The organism is Acinetobacter sp. YH12096 (assembly GCF_013419215.1).
In the GTDB taxonomy this organism is placed as follows: Bacteria; Pseudomonadota; Gammaproteobacteria; order Pseudomonadales; family Moraxellaceae; genus Acinetobacter; species Acinetobacter amyesii.
Map to the genome: position 1 here is coordinate 14,963 of NZ_VPAM01000017.1, position 17,024 is coordinate 31,986.

Below are 17,024 nucleotides of genomic sequence, written 5' to 3' on the forward strand. Positions count from 1 at the left end.
ATTTGATTTAAATTAATGGTCATACCATTATTGGGTTAATTTGGTTTTTATGCTTTTCATTGAAATGAGACTGAGGTCAAACAAAGCGTGGTTATTAGACTAAAGTATATTTTATAAAGTTTAGTTGTAAATAATAAATACAAAACAGATATTTAAAAGTTGATATGGAGGTTTTTAAACGGAAAAATAATATTTTTGTATTTTATATTGGTCATACCAAAAACAAGAAAAGCTTGAATGATTGAGTTGAAATAATTAAAAATTGCGGAGTATTTCAGCAATAGTATGAGTTTTTATGTGTTTAATATTTATATTGGTCATACCAATGATAAAAAGACCACATGCTGATATTGCTCAATAATTAAATCTTAGTAAGCATTTCAAGGAGATGACAATGCTTCAATGGCAGCAAATATATGACCCAATGGGGAATATATGGATATCAAGTTTAATTGCGCTCATTCCGATTATCTTTTTTTTCTTGGCGCTTGCTGTATTTCGTTTAAAAGGCAGTGTGGCAGGTACGATCACCGTTGTACTGGCACTGTTGGTGTCTTTATTTGCCTATGACATGCCTGCGCTTATGGCATTGGCTTCGATGGTCTACGGTTTTTTCTATGGTTTATGGCCGATCGCATGGATCATTATTGGTGCGGTGTTCCTGTATAAAATCTCAGTCAAAACAGGGCAGTTTGACATCATCCGTTCTTCGATACTTTCCATTACTGAAGATCAACGTTTACAGATGCTATTAGTCGGCTTTGCTTTCGGTACTTTCCTAGAAGGTGCTGCGGGCTTTGGTGCTCCTGTGGCGATTACCGCAGCACTATTGGTAGGTTTAGGCTTTAAACCTTTATATGCGGCAGGTCTTTGTCTGATCGTAAATACAGCGCCAGTGGCTTTTGGTGCGATGGGTATTCCAATTATCGTTGCTGGACAAGTGTCTGGTGTAGATACGATGGAAATCAGTCAGATGGTTGGTCGACAGTTGCCATTTATGGTGCCGATTGTACTGTTTTGGATTATGGCGATTATGGATGGCTGGCGCGGTGTGAAGGAAACTTGGCCTGCGGTTGTGGTTGGGGCGAGTAGCTTTGCGATTGCACAGTATCTAACGTCGAACTTTGTCGGTCCTGAATTACCCGATATTACCGCGGCGATTGCCTCTTTAGTGTCATTAACGATTTTATTTAAATATTGGCAGCCTAAACATATTTTCCGCTTTGCAGATCAAGATGCGACGATGAGTGAAGATGTGGCTGCACAAAAACAGCAAAAATATAGCTTGGGTCAAATTGCAAAAGCGTGGTCGCCATTTGCGATCTTAACGGTGATGGTCACGATCTGGAGTATTAAACCGTTTAAGGATTTATTTACCAAAGACGGTGCTTTACATGATTTGGTTATTTCGATCAAAGTGCCATTCTTACACCAATTGGTTCAAAAGATGCCGCCAGTCGTACCTGAAATGAAGGACTACGATGCCATCTATAAATTTGATTGGTTTTCGGCAACAGGTACAGCAATTGTCATTGCTGCGATCATTACCATTATTTTCTTAAAAATGAAGCCGAAAGACGCGATTGTGACCTTTGGTGAAACCATTAATGAATTAAAAATTCCAATTTATTCGATTGGGATGGTGTTGTCTTTTGCTTTTATCGCCAACTATTCAGGTATGTCTTCGACCTTGGCTTTGGCCCTTGCACATACAGGTCAAGCCTTTACCTTCTTCTCGCCATTTTTAGGATGGCTTGGTGTATTCCTCACGGGTTCAGATACGTCAGCCAATGCGCTATTTGCAGCATTGCAGGCGACTACTGCACAACAAATCGGTGTGCCAGAAGTATTACTCGTTGCTGCTAATACCAGTGGCGGTGTGACAGGGAAAATGATTTCACCACAGTCAATTGCAATTGCATGTGCGGCAGTCGGGTTGGTAGGTAAAGAGTCGGATTTATTCCGTTTTACCGTAAAACACAGTATAACGTTCACAATCATGATGGGGATTTTAATCACCCTACAAGCTTATGTGTTCCCTTGGATGATTCCATAACACGCATTGTGTAACAACGTTAAGGAAAGCAGATGAAAGTCTCTGATAAAACTGTTCAAAGTCTTCGTGTATTGATTGAACAAAGCAATATGCAAGTTGGAGATCGTCTGCCTGCTGAACGGAAACTGTGTGAACAACTAGGCGTCTCACGCACCTCTTTACGCGAAGCGATTTCTCAATTGACCAGCATGGGCGTGTTGGTCAGTAAAGTCGGTGCGGGGACTTTTTTAAAGCAATTACCAGCGACTTGGTCGAGTTATCAAATTGTGCAGCCCATTAGCAGTTTGATTAGTGAAGACCCTGCCTACCGTTTTGATGTGCAAGAGGCGCGCATTATTTTAGAAGGTGGTACTGCATGGTATGCGGCACAACGTGCTACAGCAGAGGACTTGGCACATATCCGACATTATTATGATCAGATCAATCATTTTCAGGCTTTAGGCAATGACGATGAAGCAGCGCGTGCAGATGCCAAATTTCATTTAGCAATTGCTGAAGCTTCACACAATTTAGTGTTGATTCAGATGATGCGTGGTCTATTTGATCTGTTGCAATTTAATGTCGTTTTAGGTCGTCGAAAAGTTTATAGCGAAGCACACCGATTTGATCAATTGCACGATCAGCACTTTCAAGTCATGAATGCAATTGAACGTCGTGATCCTGAAGCTGCACGTAAAGCAGTCTGTGGACACATTGAGTTTGTAGTACAACAGGTGCGTATGATTGATGAAGAAGAAGCTCGACGTCAGCGTGCCAGTCGATTAAACAGGATATAAGCATGATTATTTCTTCTGCCAATGACTACCGTGAAGCGGCACGTCGTCGTTTACCGCCATTTTTATTTCATTATATCGATGGCGGGGCGTATGCCGAATATACCTTAAAGCGTAATGTAGAAGATTTATCAAAAATAGCGTTGCGTCAACGTGTGCTGAATGACATGTCACAGCTGAGTTTAGAAACCCAACTGTTTAATGAAACCTTATCAATGCCTGTGGCTTTATCACCTGTGGGTTTAACGGGAATGTATGCACGCCGCGGCGAAGTTCAAGCAGCAGTAGCCGCAGATAAAAAGGGCATTCCATTTACGCTGTCTACCGTTTCAGTTTGTCCAATTGAAGAAGTGGCGCCAGCGATTCAGCGTCCCATGTGGTTTCAGTTATATGTGCTACGTGACCGTGGCTTTATGAAAAATGCCTTAGAACGTGCCAAAGCAGCAGGCTGTTCAACTCTGGTGTTTACCGTGGATATGCCTGTTCCGGGCGCGCGTTACCGTGATGCACACTCGGGGATGAGCGGCCCAAATGCTGCTATGCGCCGTTATATGCAGTCGTGTTTCCACCCACACTGGGCGTGGAATGTGGGTTTATTAGGTCGTCCGCATGACTTAGGGAATATTTCTAAATACTTGGGCAAACCAACAGGTTTGGAAGATTATATCGGCTGGTTGGGCAATAATTTTGACCCATCAATTTCATGGAAAGACCTTGAGTGGATTCGTGAATTTTGGGATGGCCCGATGGTCATTAAAGGCATACTTGATCCTGAAGATGCCAAAGATGCAGTGCGTTTTGGTGCAGATGGCATCGTGGTGTCAAACCATGGTGGCCGTCAGCTCGATGGTGTTTTATCTTCAGCGCGTGCATTGCCGCCAATTGCAGATGCGGTAAAAGGCGATATTAAAATTCTTGCGGACTCAGGTATTCGAAATGGTTTAGATGTGGTGCGTATGCTGGCTTTGGGTGCGGATACCTGTATGCTCGGTCGCGCGTTTGTTTATGCGCTCGGTGCTGCGGGTGGTGAAGGTGTTTCCAATCTTCTAGAACTGATTGATAAAGAAATGCGTGTTGCGATGACCTTAACAGGTGCAAAAACCATTGCGGATATTACATCTGATTGTTTGGTGAAGTTAGAGAAAGAGTTGGCTGGGTGATTTTTTGAATAGATCTCTTGGGAAAGTTATTCGTCATCAAAAAAAAAAATTAAAAAATGAAAGTTCCCTCTCCTTGTAGGAGAGGGTTAGGGAGAGGTATTTATTGATTAATTCTCCTAACCCTCTTGCGTAGCATTGCTACTCATCCCTAAGGGAGAAGGGATATTCATTATAGATTTTAATAACAATGACTAAAAACTTTTGATATGTGCAAATAAACCTACATTGTTTAAAATTATTTAAATCAATATTTTTTCATTGCACAACAATGCAATTCCTCTTTAGCGAGGAGAGAAAAAATTGAAAATGGAAAATTCTACGAGCATGCAAACTCAATCATCACAAACCATTCAAAACCTTATCAACATCGTCGGTAAGCAACATGTTCTAACTGAAGATAAAGACACACGTTTATACCGCCAAGGTCGCCGTTACGGTGCAGGAAAAGTATTGGCTGTGGTTACACCGGGCTCTTTGCTTGAGCAATGGCAAGTGCTGCAAGCGGCTGTGGATGCAAATTGTATTGTGATTATGCAAGCTGCCAATACAGGTCTGACAGGTGGTTCAACGCCGTTTGGTGATGACTATGACCGTCCTGTGGTGCTGATAAGTACTCGCCGTTTGGTTGGCATCCAAGTGATTAATGAAGGCAAGCAAGTGATTTGTCTACCGGGTGCGACATTAGACAAACTTGAAAAAGATTTGCTGCCATTTAATCGTGAACCTCATTCGGTGATTGGTTCTTCATGTATTGGGGCATCGGTTTTGGGCGGCGTGTGCAATAACTCAGGGGGTGCTTTGGTGCGCCGCGGTCCTGCCTATACAGAGCTTGCACTGTATGCACGAGTGAATGAGTCAGGTGAATTGGAGCTGATCAATCATTTAGGTGTCAATCTTGGCAATACGCCTGAAGAAATCCTCACAGCGCTAGAAAATAAAAAATATCAAATCAATGACATTGTGAATAATTCTAGTTGCTGTGCATCAGATCAACGCTACTCACATGACGTTAAACAAGTCGATGAAAATACGCCTGCACGCTTTAATGCAGATCCGAGTCGACTATTTGAAGCATCAGGTTCAGCGGGTAAAGTCTGCGTCTTTGCAGTACGTTTAGATACCTTTGAAAAAATTCCTAGTCAGGTGTTTTATGTGGGAACCAATTCACAAGATGATTTAACAGAAATTCGTCGTTTTCTACTAAAAGATCTTGCACGCCTCCCGATTGCAGGTGAGTACATTCATCGCGTGGCATACGATATTGGGGCTGAATACGGTAAAGATTCTTTTGTATTTATCGAAAAATTTGGCACCGCAAAAGTTCCTGCTGCTTTTGCCATGAAAGATAAAGTCGATGGCTATTTAGAAAAACTGGGTTTGCAAGGTTTTTCGGATAAGGTTTTACAACTCGTCACTAAATTTATGCCGAATCATCTGCCAAAACGTATGAATGAGTTTCGTGATTTATATGAACATCATTTGATGATTCGTATTGAAAATCAGGATGTTGATCAAGTTGATCAGTATTTGAAAAGGTATTTTTTAGATAGAACGTCAGGCAATTATTTTAAATGTACGGATGAAGAAGGACGCAAGGCATTTTTACATCGTTTTGCGGTGGCTGGTGCTGCCATTCGATATCGTGATACGCATCGTTCAGAAGTGGAAGACATTGTTGCATTGGATATTGCATTACGTCGCAATGATCGTGAATGGGTGGAAACTTTGCCGAACGCCATGGATGAGCAAATTATCCATAAACTCTATTATGGACATTTTCTCTGTCATGTTTTTCATCAAGATTATATTGTGAAAAAAGGTGTAGATCCTTTGGCAATGGAACATGCAATGTGGCATTTACTCGATGATCGTGGTGCTGAATATCCTGCGGAACACAATGTTGGACATTTATATGTGGCTAAGCCTGCATTAAAAAATCATTATCAAAAACTGGATCCGACTAATAGTTTTAATGTCGGGATTGGACAAACCAGCAAGCTGAAACATTGGAAATAATGCTTTTAAAAACAACATGCCGTGATGTGAAAGTTCACGGCTTTTTTATGAGTGAATAATTTATGCGTAACACGGTATTGACCATAAAGGCGAAGAATATTTTCTAAATTGTCATCCCAAAATATAAAAAAAACGCTAAAGTGTTATGCAACAAGTTGCAAAGCCAAAATAAGGATTCAGCATGACAACGACTAGCTATGCAAATATTTTAAAGCCTTTACATTTGGGTTTTACCACGATTAAAAACCGTGTCGTGATGGGGTCCATGCATAGTGGGCTGGAAGATCGTTTTTATAATTATCCTAAGCTTGCAGCTTATTTTGGTGAGCGTGCGAAAGGTGGTGTCGGCCTGATTATTACAGGCGGTATTTCGCCAAACCGTCAAGGTTGGCTGTTACCTGCTGGCGGTACCATGAATACGTTAGGTGATATCGCTCCGCATCGCTTGGTGACCCATGCCGTACATAAACATGGCGCCAAAATTTTAATGCAAATCTTGCATGCTGGGCGTTATGGCTATCAGCCTTTTGCAGTGTCAGCAAGTCCGATTAAATCTCCGATTTCACCGTTTAAACCGCGTCAATTAACGGACAAACAAATTCTTTCAACCATTGATGATTATGTCAAAACGGCAAGCCTTGCACATAAGGCCGGCTATGATGGTGTAGAAATTATGGGTTCAGAAGGCTACTTGCTGAATCAGTTTTTAAGCCGTCATGTCAACCAACGGACAGACCGTTGGGGTGGTGAAATTGAAAATCGTATGCGCCTTGCGGTTGATATTGTAAAATCAATACGTGCTGAAGTGGGTGAGAAATTTATTATCTGCTTCCGTTTGTCATTGCTTGATTTGGTTCATGATGGGAACACCATGGCAGAAGTCATTACTGTTGCTAAAGCATTGGAAGCAGCAGGTGTGACGTTATTGAACACGGGGATTGGTTGGCATGAAGCACGTATTCCGACAATTGTGACCTCAGTGCCTCGCGCAGCGTTTGTGGACTATACCGCTGAAGTCAAAAAACATGTTGCGATCCCTGTCATTGCGTCCAACCGTATCAATATGCCAGATACTGCTGAAGAAATTTTAGCTTCAGGCAAGGCGGATATGGTGCAGATGGCACGTCCATTCTTGGCAGATCCGTTTTGGGTAAATAAAACGGCGACCAACCGTGTCGATGAAATTAATACCTGTATTGCCTGTAACCAAGCCTGTTTAGATCATACTTTTAAAAATCAGCGTGCGACGTGTTTGGTCAACCCACGAGCGGCATATGAAACTGAATTGGTTTTTTTAAAGACCAAAAAACCGAAGCGTATTGCAGTCGTCGGTGGTGGCGTTGCTGGGATGTCTGCTGCAACGGTAGCGGCAAGCCGAGGCCATGCGGTGACACTATTTGAAGCTGGTGCAGAGGTAGGTGGTCAATTTAATTTGGCGAAAGTCGTTCCGGGCAAAGAAGAATTTCACGAAACGATTCGCTACTTTAAAGTTCAAATCGAAAAAACGGGTGTCGATCTGCGTTTAAACACGCGTGTAAACCGTGAACAACTTGAACGTGAAGGGTTTGAGGAAGTTGTTATTGCAACAGGTGTGGTTCCTCGCAGCTTAAAAATTGAAGGTAGTGATGCCCCGAATGTCTTGTCTTATGCAGAAGTGTTGAAAGGCGCAGCTGTGGGCAATAAAGTTGCTGTGATTGGTGCAGGCGGCATTGGCTTTGATGTATCTGAATTTTTACTCAAACCACCACATCAGCCACAACCAATGCCTTTAGCGGATTGGCAGCGGGAGTGGGGTGTTGATCCAAATCCAAACTACATAACAGAAGGTGGTATGCAGGCTGCTGAGCTCGAACCTCCTGTTCGTGAAATCTACTTATTACAACGTAAAACAACTGCACTTGGTGCTGGGTTAGGTAAAACATCAGGCTGGGTACATCGTGCACAATTAAAGAAAAATGCGGTTCGTATGCTGCGTGGTGTTCAATACAAAGCCATTACTGATGAAGGGCTTTGGGTTGAATATGAAGGGCATGATCAATTATTACGTGTAGATACGATTGTTGTCTGTGCTGGTCAGGAATCGGTAAAGCATTTGATGCCAGAACAGGGTGAGAAAACCCTTGCTAATTACCATCTTATTGGTGGTGCAAAACTAGCAGCAGAGTTAGATGCGAAACGCGCAATACGTGAAGGTGCGGAGCTTGCGGCTAAACTTTAAGGATTTGGCGAAACAATATTCATTTGAATGGTTTAGTTGTAATTTTTACTTGTCAGATGAATAAAACCTCCGTATTATGGCGCACATGGAAGCGTGGCAGAGCGGTTTAATGCACCGGTCTTGAAAACCGACGAGGGCGCGAGTCCTCCGTGAGTTCGAATCTCACCGCTTCCGCCAAATTCAAAAAAGCCCCTGTAGTGATACAAGGGCTTTTTTTTGTCTTAGATTTTAATTTGAGACGGCAATCTTACTTACTAGTATTTTAAGCAATGCTAAAAATGGATATCAGACTTAAAATTCAAGTCAGAAATTAATGCAAGGGTTGTCAAAGGTTGAATTAAAAGTAAGAGAAAAGAATGTTTATAGATTGATAGTGTTGAATTTATTTTTAATGGCCTATTTATTTAAATCTTTCACAAGCATTGGGGCAGAGCTATGATCGCTTATTTTGAAAAAATATCAATTGTATTTTATTTGATCAAATGTTTAGAAATGTCACGCCCCCTTGGCAAGGGGTAAAAAAGTGCTATATTGAAATCACAGTAGGTCATAACCAAGACGCTACTAATAGGTTGGACGGATCAATGACAGCTCGTTGAGTTTAGTAATTTTTAAGATGTTTTTGAATATTACAGACAAGAAATCAGCACTAGCCTTCCAACATAGAGCCCGCAGCAATGCGGGCTTTTTAATGTCTTTCAAAATGTGAAAATATAGTGTTTTTGTCAAACAATAATTAAATGCTCAACCTATGTTATTGATATATATTTACTAAAGTAAAATAAGTTTACATTGCCATGAAATCTAACATTTACAAAGCAGGTTGTTGCGTAAAGGTGTGATATAAAAAATTCAATTATTAAAACAAGTAGAGACGTCACTATGACACAGATGATCGATATTAAAGTGAAGGACCAATTTAGTCAGGTTTATGAAGCACAAGCTTTGGTGCGTAATCCTTCAGAAGAAGATTCAAGAGCGCTATTTCATCGCATTGAACATATCATTATTGCAGGTGAAATCATCCTACCCAGTATCGAATTACTTTTTGAAAGTCAAAAATCGGACAGTATTTACAAGCTTTTAGAAGCTTAAATTGAATGAATAAAAAACTCACCTTAATGGTGAGTTTTTTTTTAGAGATAGAACTTTAAGCTATTTGATCTGCTTTAAATTGATTCAAAATATAAGACAGTAACTGATAGCGTGTCATCGGGTTGCTAGAAGACAGTTCAACGTCTTGTTTACGTACTTGGATTTCTTGAGTTAAAACACCAGCTTGAAAACGTTGTACGATCATATGATCTTTTGATACATCATGGTCGGTCAGCACCAGTTTTGGTCCAAGGTGCAAATGTCCAATCGCATCTAGACATTGTTCTAGGCTGCTATATAGGTTGAAAAGGATGAGTGCCTGATCATTAGAATAATTGGCTAAGTTCATTTTTATTATCCGTGGTCAAAAATTATTGAGCAGGAATAGTGTATACGAATTGAGCAATATTAATCTGTATGGATTATTTTTCATTTAATGTCTGTCTAGGTAACTTTGGTTAAATCATTGAGACAGCTTGAGTCTTTATGCAAAATAAGTTGAAAGTCGCTTTAAATTAAAGAGGCTTGAATACAAGCGGGACATCATAGCGAGCAAATTCTTCAATGATAGTGTTTAAAACCATTTGAGCTTGAGGTTCCGCTGCTGTAAAGGTGAGTTCTTGGTTCGTTTGGCTGTTGAAGCATTCAACTTGTTCTATACGCCAAATTGTTTCAATGGCTGTATTTTGAATGACCACACGTCGAGGTTGTAATTCATCACTAATTTTTCGTGGCATGACATAGGTAATGGCCAATTGAACATTAGGCAATTCGTCTTGTGAGGTTAAGAAGGTAAATACCCAATTGCCAATTTTGCTGAGTTGCATAGGATTATCGAAAGAATCAAATTCTAAACAAAACTGTTGTGACATTGACATGCTCAAACGCTAGGAGGTCGGTTTTATTCTTGCGATTTTTTACTGTTGATTGACATTAGGGGAAGGTCGTATAAAACAGCAGTTAAAACCATAAAAGAAATAAGTAAATCAATAAAGTTAATATAATTCAATTTCTTATATTGATATGTTTGAAAAATAACTCACCTCATTAAGTTGTTTTTTGAATGAGAAGTGAGGAAAAGTCTCTAAGTCAAACCAGTTGTTGCAGATTTTTTATACTGTAATTAATTTGCTGTAATGCATGTTGTAAGAGTTTAGGTTGAATATTGGATTCATTTAGACAGGTGATCCATTGCATCTGACAGGCTTTTAATTCTGCAATGTCCGTGGCCTGTTGAATATTAAGCATTAATTTTTTTGCCATCAGCCCACAATAACGCTGTAAGTAACTGCACATAAAGCTCTGTAACTCATCAAAATCATGCTCGATGAAATCAATGATTTGTTCTGCTAATACAGGGTTGTTTGATGTTATGTTTTCAGGTATGGCTTGTGGGAGTTGATGGGGTGTAGAGCCCATCGCCTCCATTGGTAGGTTGTTCGTCAGTGCGTGCTGAGTCTGAGTCTGAGGAACTTCCATTGTAGGCATTGAAAGTTCATTAAAAGTCACATGTTCTTGCGCTGTGAAATCGGATGCAAGGCTAAAGGTATTGAGATCGGACGTATTGCTAGGCGCTTTTTTAGGAGTATTAAAAGCAGAAAAATCTGAGCTTTGAAGGCGTAGATGATCATGTGCTGTAATTGGCTGAATCAGCCCAAGTTCCATTAGTTGCTCAAGCAATGTCACTTCAGCAATGCGCTGCTGATAATGCACAGGCATTTGGTTAAAGTCATCAGTACCAATTAAGAGTAGCAGACGACGTTGTCTTGCATTTAATGCGAGCTGTCGGTCTTTTAATGTTTGAAAACCCAGCTCAGTTTTTTGATAGTTGAACATGCCTTAATTCCATAGCTCAAAAGAATTAAGGCAATCCTATGCAGTAATAATGACAGTAATATTAAGAAAATATTAAATAATCAATGATTTATAAAGTAATGACAGCAGAATTTTCTAAAGCTTTACGTAGGTACGGGTCTAAGTCATCTTGGCGTAACAGCCATTGCACATAGTCTGCAGGTAATTCTGCAATTGCGGTACCACGGTGTTTACCAAAATTAATACTGCGTGGAATGCGAGCATCTTCCGAAGCTTCGTATAATTCTTCGATGCTGTTGATTTTTAAGTGATGCACAATATGCATCAAAATATTGGCAGTTAAAATAATATCCATATCTGCGCGGTGAGCTTTACGGATCATTTCACGTGCTTTTTCACTGCCTTTGGTGATCATATATATCAAGGCAGAAATATTATGCGCTTCTGCATCAGGCCAAACTCGACGAGCAAGGGCAAGGGTACAAATGGCTTTAATTTTTGAACCATCTACACCGCATTTTTCGAGCGCTCGAATATCGTAGTCGATATTATGCCCAATGATATATGTCGTCTCTGATGGGAGTTCAAAACTGCTGTAGTGGGGCTGACCTTCAAGATCTGATTCTAAAATATGATGTACAGCCATTGCTGCAAAAGAAATTGCTTCATCACAACGATAAAGTTGATCAAAAATTTTAGATTTATCTAGGGTAATTTTGGCATCTGCCACCTGAATTGGAGCATAGGCAATCTCGATGGGTTGTCCATTTAGTGTATGGGTTTCTGTGTCGAGAATGATGGCTTGCATGTCCAGTTCCAGCATGTTGAATAATGTTTATGAATGTACATGATCACATCCACACTGACAAACCCATGCTGTGATTATTTGTAGGAATATTATGAAGATGGCTGCGCAGTGTTTAAATAATCTGCTTTTATCGCATCTGCCGAAATAAAACCTTTACAGCGGGATAAAGCTAAACCATCTTCTAAATCGACTTATTTTAAAGGCTTTTGTCCATCGTGATATCCAAAAATGTCGCTAAGTGGATTAAGCACTAGAGTATGTTCACGATCAATGGCATGGTGGTTTTTCGGCTTTACTTTTGTGCATATGTTTGTGTAGTTGGCAGGGGGTACAGCATTTTTGTTGATTTTACATTTTGCTTTAACCTCCGAAAAATAGCCCAATCTGTATCCAATGATCAGAAATATAAGTTCAGCCATTTTTCTGAGATCGGGGTGGCTGATTTATTTGAATGCTGTTAATCCATATCGAGCTAAAACAAAGTTTTAGTTCTATATTAATTTGATAAATTAAAATAAGAGTAGTTGCTTAAAAATTAGGCTTGAACAAAAGTTTGTTCCATGTATTTAATGATTCATATTCAATGAAAAATTGACTTTAAAACAACAAACAAAAGGATCATGGAATGAAAATGCTGCGTTTAACGGTTTTAGTCAGCAGTGCGCTATTTTTAGCAGCCTGCGGTAATGATAGTAATGACCAACAATTTAGTAATCCTGAAACAAACGCTGATCTCAATCAGATCAAAAATCCGGTGGTAACTACAACAGCCTATAGTCAAGACAATATGCCTGCTGTGAGTGCAGACAGCCGATTGATGACCTATAAAATGCTAGGAGTAGATGGCAAAGTTGTTCAAGCCACAGCCTTAGTCTTTACCCCAAAAACAGTTGCTCCGGCAGGTGGTTGGAAAATTGTGGCTTGGGCACATGGAACGACCGGTGTGGCTGATAAATGCGCTCCGAGCCGACAAGGTTTGCAAGGCACTGAATATTTATTGCAAATGTTATTGGCAAAGGGTTATGTCGTTGTGGCACCCGATTATGAAGGATTAGGGGAACCTAGTGGACGTGAAAACCATCCTTATTTGAATCTAAAAAGTGAAGCCTTTTCGATTACCGATGCCGTTGTCGCTGCTCGAAGTTATTTAACCAGCCAAGGTAAAACGGTGTCGAAGGATTGGGTGTCAATCGGGCATTCTCAAGGTGGTCAAGCCGTGTTAGGTGCAGCTGAATTCGCATCGCGTGCTGACTTAAACTATAAGGGAACGATTGCCATAGCACCTGCAAATAATCTTGCGCTCATTCTTGACGCAGGCGAGAAGTTAGCGGAAGGTAAACCTGCAACTGTGCAAAGTATGATTTATGCACCTTTAGACAGTTTTACTGCGCAGATTATTGCGGGTATGCAAGGGCATAAAAACAGTGTGGATTATTCAAAAGTATTTAGTGGACATTTGGCTGCGATTGCACCTCAGGCTGAAACAGTGTGTTCAGGTGAGTTAACCAAGTTAATTCAAGATGACATGCTCAGTTATGCGAGTCAGAACACGACTTTGGATAACTATGGACGCATGCAGTCTGATTTCTTAACTTTAAAGCCAATCCAAAACTTTATGAGTGAAGGTTCACAGCCTTTAACGACAGCGGTGAAAACGCCGATCATCATTTATCAAGGTAAAGCCGATCAGACCATTCCAGCAGATGCGACTAAATTTATGATTAGCCTTGCTAAGCCGGGAACATCGATTGACTACCGTGAGCAAGCGACAGCAGATCATATCAGTATTTATACCGATAATCTGGCAAATTTTGTGCAAGATGTAGAGACTCTCATGCCAAATCAATAAGTTGATTTGACTTAAATAGTGCTCGTGCAGATTCAACACGGGCATTATTTATTTAAAAACAGCACAAACTTCCCTCTCTTATTTCTAAAACTTCATGCTACAATACGCGCCAATCTTAGCACGGCTTAAAAGCCCTAATTTAATAGGACCTCGCTAATGTTTGCCAACACCTCTATTGCTCAATTTGACCCTGAATTAGCTCAAGCGATCTCGAATGAAGATGCTCGCCAAGAAGCGCACATTGAGTTAATCGCTTCAGAAAACTACTGTTCACCTGCAGTAATGGAAGCTCAAGGTTCAAAACTTACTAACAAATATGCAGAAGGCTACCCTGGTAAACGCTACTATGGCGGTTGCGAGTATGTAGACGTGATCGAACAATTGGCCATTGACCGTGCTAAAGAATTGTTTGGTGCTGATTATGCAAATGTTCAACCACACGCTGGCTCACAAGCAAACTCTGCAGTTTACCTTGCGCTACTTAACCCAGGCGATACAGTTTTAGGTATGAGCTTGGCTCACGGTGGTCACTTGACTCACGGTGCTAAAGTTAGTTTCTCTGGTAAAACTTACAACGCAATTCAATACGGTTTGAACCCAGAAACTGGCGAAATCGACTATGAAGAAGTTGAACGTTTAGCTGAAGAACACAAGCCAAAAATGATCGTGGCTGGTTTCTCTGCGTATAGCCAAGTTGTTGATTGGCAACGTTTCCGAGATATCGCGGACAAAGTTGGTGCTTACTTATTCGTAGATATGGCTCACGTAGCTGGTCTTGTTGCTGCTGGTGTTTACCCAAGCCCAGTACAAATTGCTGACGTAACTACAACGACTACACATAAAACACTTCGTGGTCCACGTTCTGGTTTAATTCTTGCGAAAGCAAATGAAGAAATCGAGAAAAAATTACAATCAGCTGTATTCCCAGGTAACCAAGGTGGTCCTTTAGTTCACGCTGTAGCGGCTAAAGCGATCTGCTTCAAAGAAGCAATGGCGCCTGAATATAAAGCTTACCAACAACAAGTTGTTAAGAATGCGCAAGCAATGGCTGAAGTATTAATCGCTCGTGGTTATGATGTTGTTTCTGGCGGTACTAAGAACCATTTGTTCTTATTATCTTTAATTAAACAAGACATTACTGGTAAAGATGCCGATGCTTGGTTAGGTGCTGCTCACATTACTGTGAACAAAAACTCAGTACCAAACGATCCACGTTCTCCATTCGTGACTTCTGGTATCCGTATCGGTACTCCTGCTGTAACAACACGTGGTTTTGGTGAAGCTGAAGTACGTGACCTTGCAGGCTGGATCGCTGACGTTCTAGACAGCAAAGGTGACGAAGCTGTGATTGCTGCAGTGAAAGAAAAAGTTGCTGCTGTTTGCGCTAAATTCCCAGTTTACGCAAAATAAAACAGACTTGAGAAAAGCCCCCTCAAGGGGGCTTTTTTTATGTCATCAGAAAAATTCAAAAGTTATCTAAACATTTATATTTCTGATATAACGGAATAAGAGATAACAAAAAATTTGCCCATCGCTATAGATCTGTTGGCAAGGTCGCAAAGGAACTTTATATGAAAAAACCCAATATTATTCTTTCAGAACAAGATTTACATCGCTTAGAAACCATGTTGGAGCATCAGTCTAAGTTGACGCCGACGATGGAGCATTTGGAAGATGAGATGGCGCGCGCTGAAGTGGTTGCTCCACAAGATGTCCCTGCCAATGTGGTGAGTATGAATGCCAAAGTTCTCATTAACATTGCACCTGCGACAGAAGCAACCGAAATTACACTGGTCTATCCACATGATTTTCGTGGCGATAAAGGTCAAGTCAATGTTTTGGCTCCAGTGGGCGCTGCCATTTTAGGTTTGGCTGAAGGGCAGGAAATAGAATGGCCGCAGCCTGATGGTCATACCATGAAAGTCAAAATCATTAAAGTGCTCTATCAACCTGAGCGTGAAGGGAATTATCTATAATTCCGCTGTGATATACAGATAAAATCCGCACACAAAGCCATCGATACCGATGGCTTTTTTATTTTTTCTTTATTGCATTTTTAGATATGAAATGTGTAAATGTTGTTAAGCAGATTTCATTACAACCATAGCAGTTTAACTTGGGAAAACTGTCAAATAATTGACAGAGTCATGGGCACGAAGTCGGCACACTTTATTTCAACAACACCATCGTTGCTTAATAATTTGAAGAATAAGGTAGAGCCCTATGACACAATTAGAATCGAATCATTACAATCCAGACTATCAATATCAGCATATTGAAGTAAAACCTGTAACCGGTCGTATTGGTGCCGAAATTTCTGGCATTCAGTTGTCTGGAAGTTTAGACAAAAGCGTGGTCGATGAATTTAATCATGCACTATTAAAATATAAAGTTGTATTTGTGCGTGGGCAGCAAGATCTCACCGATTTAGAACAAGAAGCCTTTGCACGACTTTTAGGAAATCCGTTGAATCACCCAAGTGTGCCACTCAAAGATGGTACAGCACATACGTTGTCAATTGACTCACGTGGTGGGCGCGCAGATTCATGGCATACCGATATTACATTTTTACCCAATTATCCCAAAGCCACAATTTTAAGAAATGTAGTTGCACCTGAACATGGTGGCGATACAGTTTGGGCCAATACCGTGACGGCTTATGAAGATTTAAGTCCGGAGCTGCAAAAACTGGCGGAACAATTACGCGCGGTGCATAGTAATAGTTATGACTATGCGACTCCCAAAGGTCAGTACAATGAAGAAGGTCGCCATTTATTCCGTACCGCGGTAGAAGTGGAAACCGAGCATCCATTGGTGCGTGTACATCCTGAAACAGGTGAAAAAAGTTTGGTTTTAGGTCACTTCTTTAAACGCTTCAGTGGATATAGTCCGGCACAGTCACGTCGTTTATTTAAACTGTTTCAAGAGCAAATCGTGCAATGGGAAAATATTGTGCGTTGGCGCTGGGCGGTTGGTGATGTTGCCATTTGGGACAATCGTGCAACGCAGCATCGTGCCATCAATGACTATGGTGATGAGTTACGTATCGCCTCACGTGTCACCATTGAGGGTGATGTACCTGTCGATGTAAATGGTCAGCCGAGTACTGTGTTGAAAAATATTCAAAACACCGACATTTCAAACTTGCGTTCTGAAGCAGGCCGTATTTATGAGAAAGCATCTTAAGTATAAGTATTAGAGCGCCATTTAAAACAGCATAAAAACAGATAAATA

Annotated in this window: 14 protein-coding genes and 1 tRNA gene; 11 read left to right on the forward strand and 4 right to left on the reverse strand. The window is 40.7% G+C overall.

What is annotated here, in order from left to right; all coding sequences use genetic code 11:
* Positions 1–388 precede the first annotated feature (388 nt).
* From lldP to FTU36_RS08825, 7 genes are all read left to right on the forward strand, one after another.
* Positions 389–2,056, forward strand: a complete 1,668-nt coding sequence (lldP, locus tag FTU36_RS08795) for an L-lactate permease (RefSeq protein ID WP_180004194.1) — start codon at positions 389–391, stop codon at positions 2,054–2,056.
* Between the two features lie 32 nt (positions 2,057–2,088).
* Complete coding sequence (gene lldR / locus FTU36_RS08800) at positions 2,089–2,832, forward strand: transcriptional regulator LldR (protein WP_180004196.1); 744 nt, start codon at positions 2,089–2,091, stop codon at positions 2,830–2,832.
* 2 nt (positions 2,833–2,834) lie between these two features.
* Positions 2,835–3,989, forward strand: coding sequence for an FMN-dependent L-lactate dehydrogenase LldD (lldD, locus tag FTU36_RS08805; protein ID WP_078192909.1), 1,155 nt, complete (start codon positions 2,835–2,837; stop codon positions 3,987–3,989).
* 324 nt (positions 3,990–4,313) lie between these two features.
* Positions 4,314–6,005, forward strand: coding sequence for a D-lactate dehydrogenase (dld, locus tag FTU36_RS08810; protein WP_180117501.1), 1,692 nt, complete (start codon positions 4,314–4,316; stop codon positions 6,003–6,005).
* 181 nt (positions 6,006–6,186) lie between these two features.
* Positions 6,187–8,223, forward strand: a complete 2,037-nt coding sequence (locus FTU36_RS08815) for an NADPH-dependent 2,4-dienoyl-CoA reductase (RefSeq protein WP_180117503.1) — start codon at positions 6,187–6,189, stop codon at positions 8,221–8,223.
* Positions 8,224–8,310: 87 nt separating this feature from the next.
* Positions 8,311–8,400 (forward strand) — tRNA-Ser (locus FTU36_RS08820).
* A 705-nt stretch (positions 8,401–9,105) separates the two neighbouring features.
* Positions 9,106–9,318 (forward strand): hypothetical protein, encoded by a 213-nt coding sequence (locus FTU36_RS08825; RefSeq protein WP_078189132.1) that lies wholly within the window; start codon positions 9,106–9,108, stop codon positions 9,316–9,318.
* Positions 9,319–9,373: 55 nt separating this feature from the next.
* On the opposite strand, the gene FTU36_RS08830 is transcribed toward FTU36_RS08825, so the two are convergent.
* The 4 genes from FTU36_RS08830 to FTU36_RS08845 all read right to left on the reverse strand — a co-directional run bounded on the left by FTU36_RS08830 (position 9,374) and on the right by FTU36_RS08845 (position 11,941).
* Positions 9,374–9,667 carry a hypothetical protein gene (locus tag FTU36_RS08830; protein WP_180004201.1) on the reverse strand — a complete coding sequence of 98 codons (294 nt, stop codon included), beginning with the start codon at positions 9,665–9,667 and terminating at the stop codon, positions 9,374–9,376.
* Between the two features lie 166 nt (positions 9,668–9,833).
* On the reverse strand, positions 9,834–10,190 hold the full coding sequence (locus FTU36_RS08835) for a hypothetical protein (RefSeq protein ID WP_180004202.1): 357 nt from the start codon (positions 10,188–10,190) through the stop codon (positions 9,834–9,836).
* A gap of 217 nt (positions 10,191–10,407) precedes the next feature.
* Entirely contained in the window at positions 10,408–11,154 is a 747-nt protein-coding gene (locus FTU36_RS08840) for a hypothetical protein (RefSeq protein ID WP_180026806.1), read from the reverse strand.
* Positions 11,155–11,242: 88 nt separating this feature from the next.
* Positions 11,243–11,941, reverse strand: coding sequence for a 3'-5' exonuclease (locus FTU36_RS08845; protein WP_168379387.1), 699 nt, complete (start codon positions 11,939–11,941; stop codon positions 11,243–11,245).
* A 625-nt stretch (positions 11,942–12,566) separates the two neighbouring features.
* Here FTU36_RS08845 and FTU36_RS08850 point away from each other — a divergent pair.
* The 4 genes from FTU36_RS08850 (at position 12,567) to FTU36_RS08865 (ending at position 16,976) form a co-directional block, all read left to right on the forward strand.
* Positions 12,567–13,790 carry an alpha/beta fold hydrolase gene (locus FTU36_RS08850; protein ID WP_168379388.1) on the forward strand — a complete coding sequence of 408 codons (1,224 nt, stop codon included), beginning with the start codon at positions 12,567–12,569 and terminating at the stop codon, positions 13,788–13,790.
* Between the two features lie 156 nt (positions 13,791–13,946).
* The gene (glyA, locus tag FTU36_RS08855; RefSeq protein WP_180004205.1) at positions 13,947–15,200 is read left to right on the forward strand and encodes a serine hydroxymethyltransferase; all 1,254 of its coding nucleotides are present in this window, start codon (positions 13,947–13,949) and stop codon (positions 15,198–15,200) included.
* A gap of 161 nt (positions 15,201–15,361) precedes the next feature.
* Entirely contained in the window at positions 15,362–15,766 is a 405-nt protein-coding gene (gene rnk / locus FTU36_RS08860; RefSeq protein ID WP_078192900.1) for a nucleoside diphosphate kinase regulator, read from the forward strand.
* Positions 15,767–16,013: 247 nt separating this feature from the next.
* The gene (locus FTU36_RS08865) at positions 16,014–16,976 is read left to right on the forward strand and encodes a TauD/TfdA family dioxygenase (RefSeq protein WP_180009479.1); all 963 of its coding nucleotides are present in this window, start codon (positions 16,014–16,016) and stop codon (positions 16,974–16,976) included.
* Positions 16,977–17,024 lie beyond the last annotated feature (48 nt).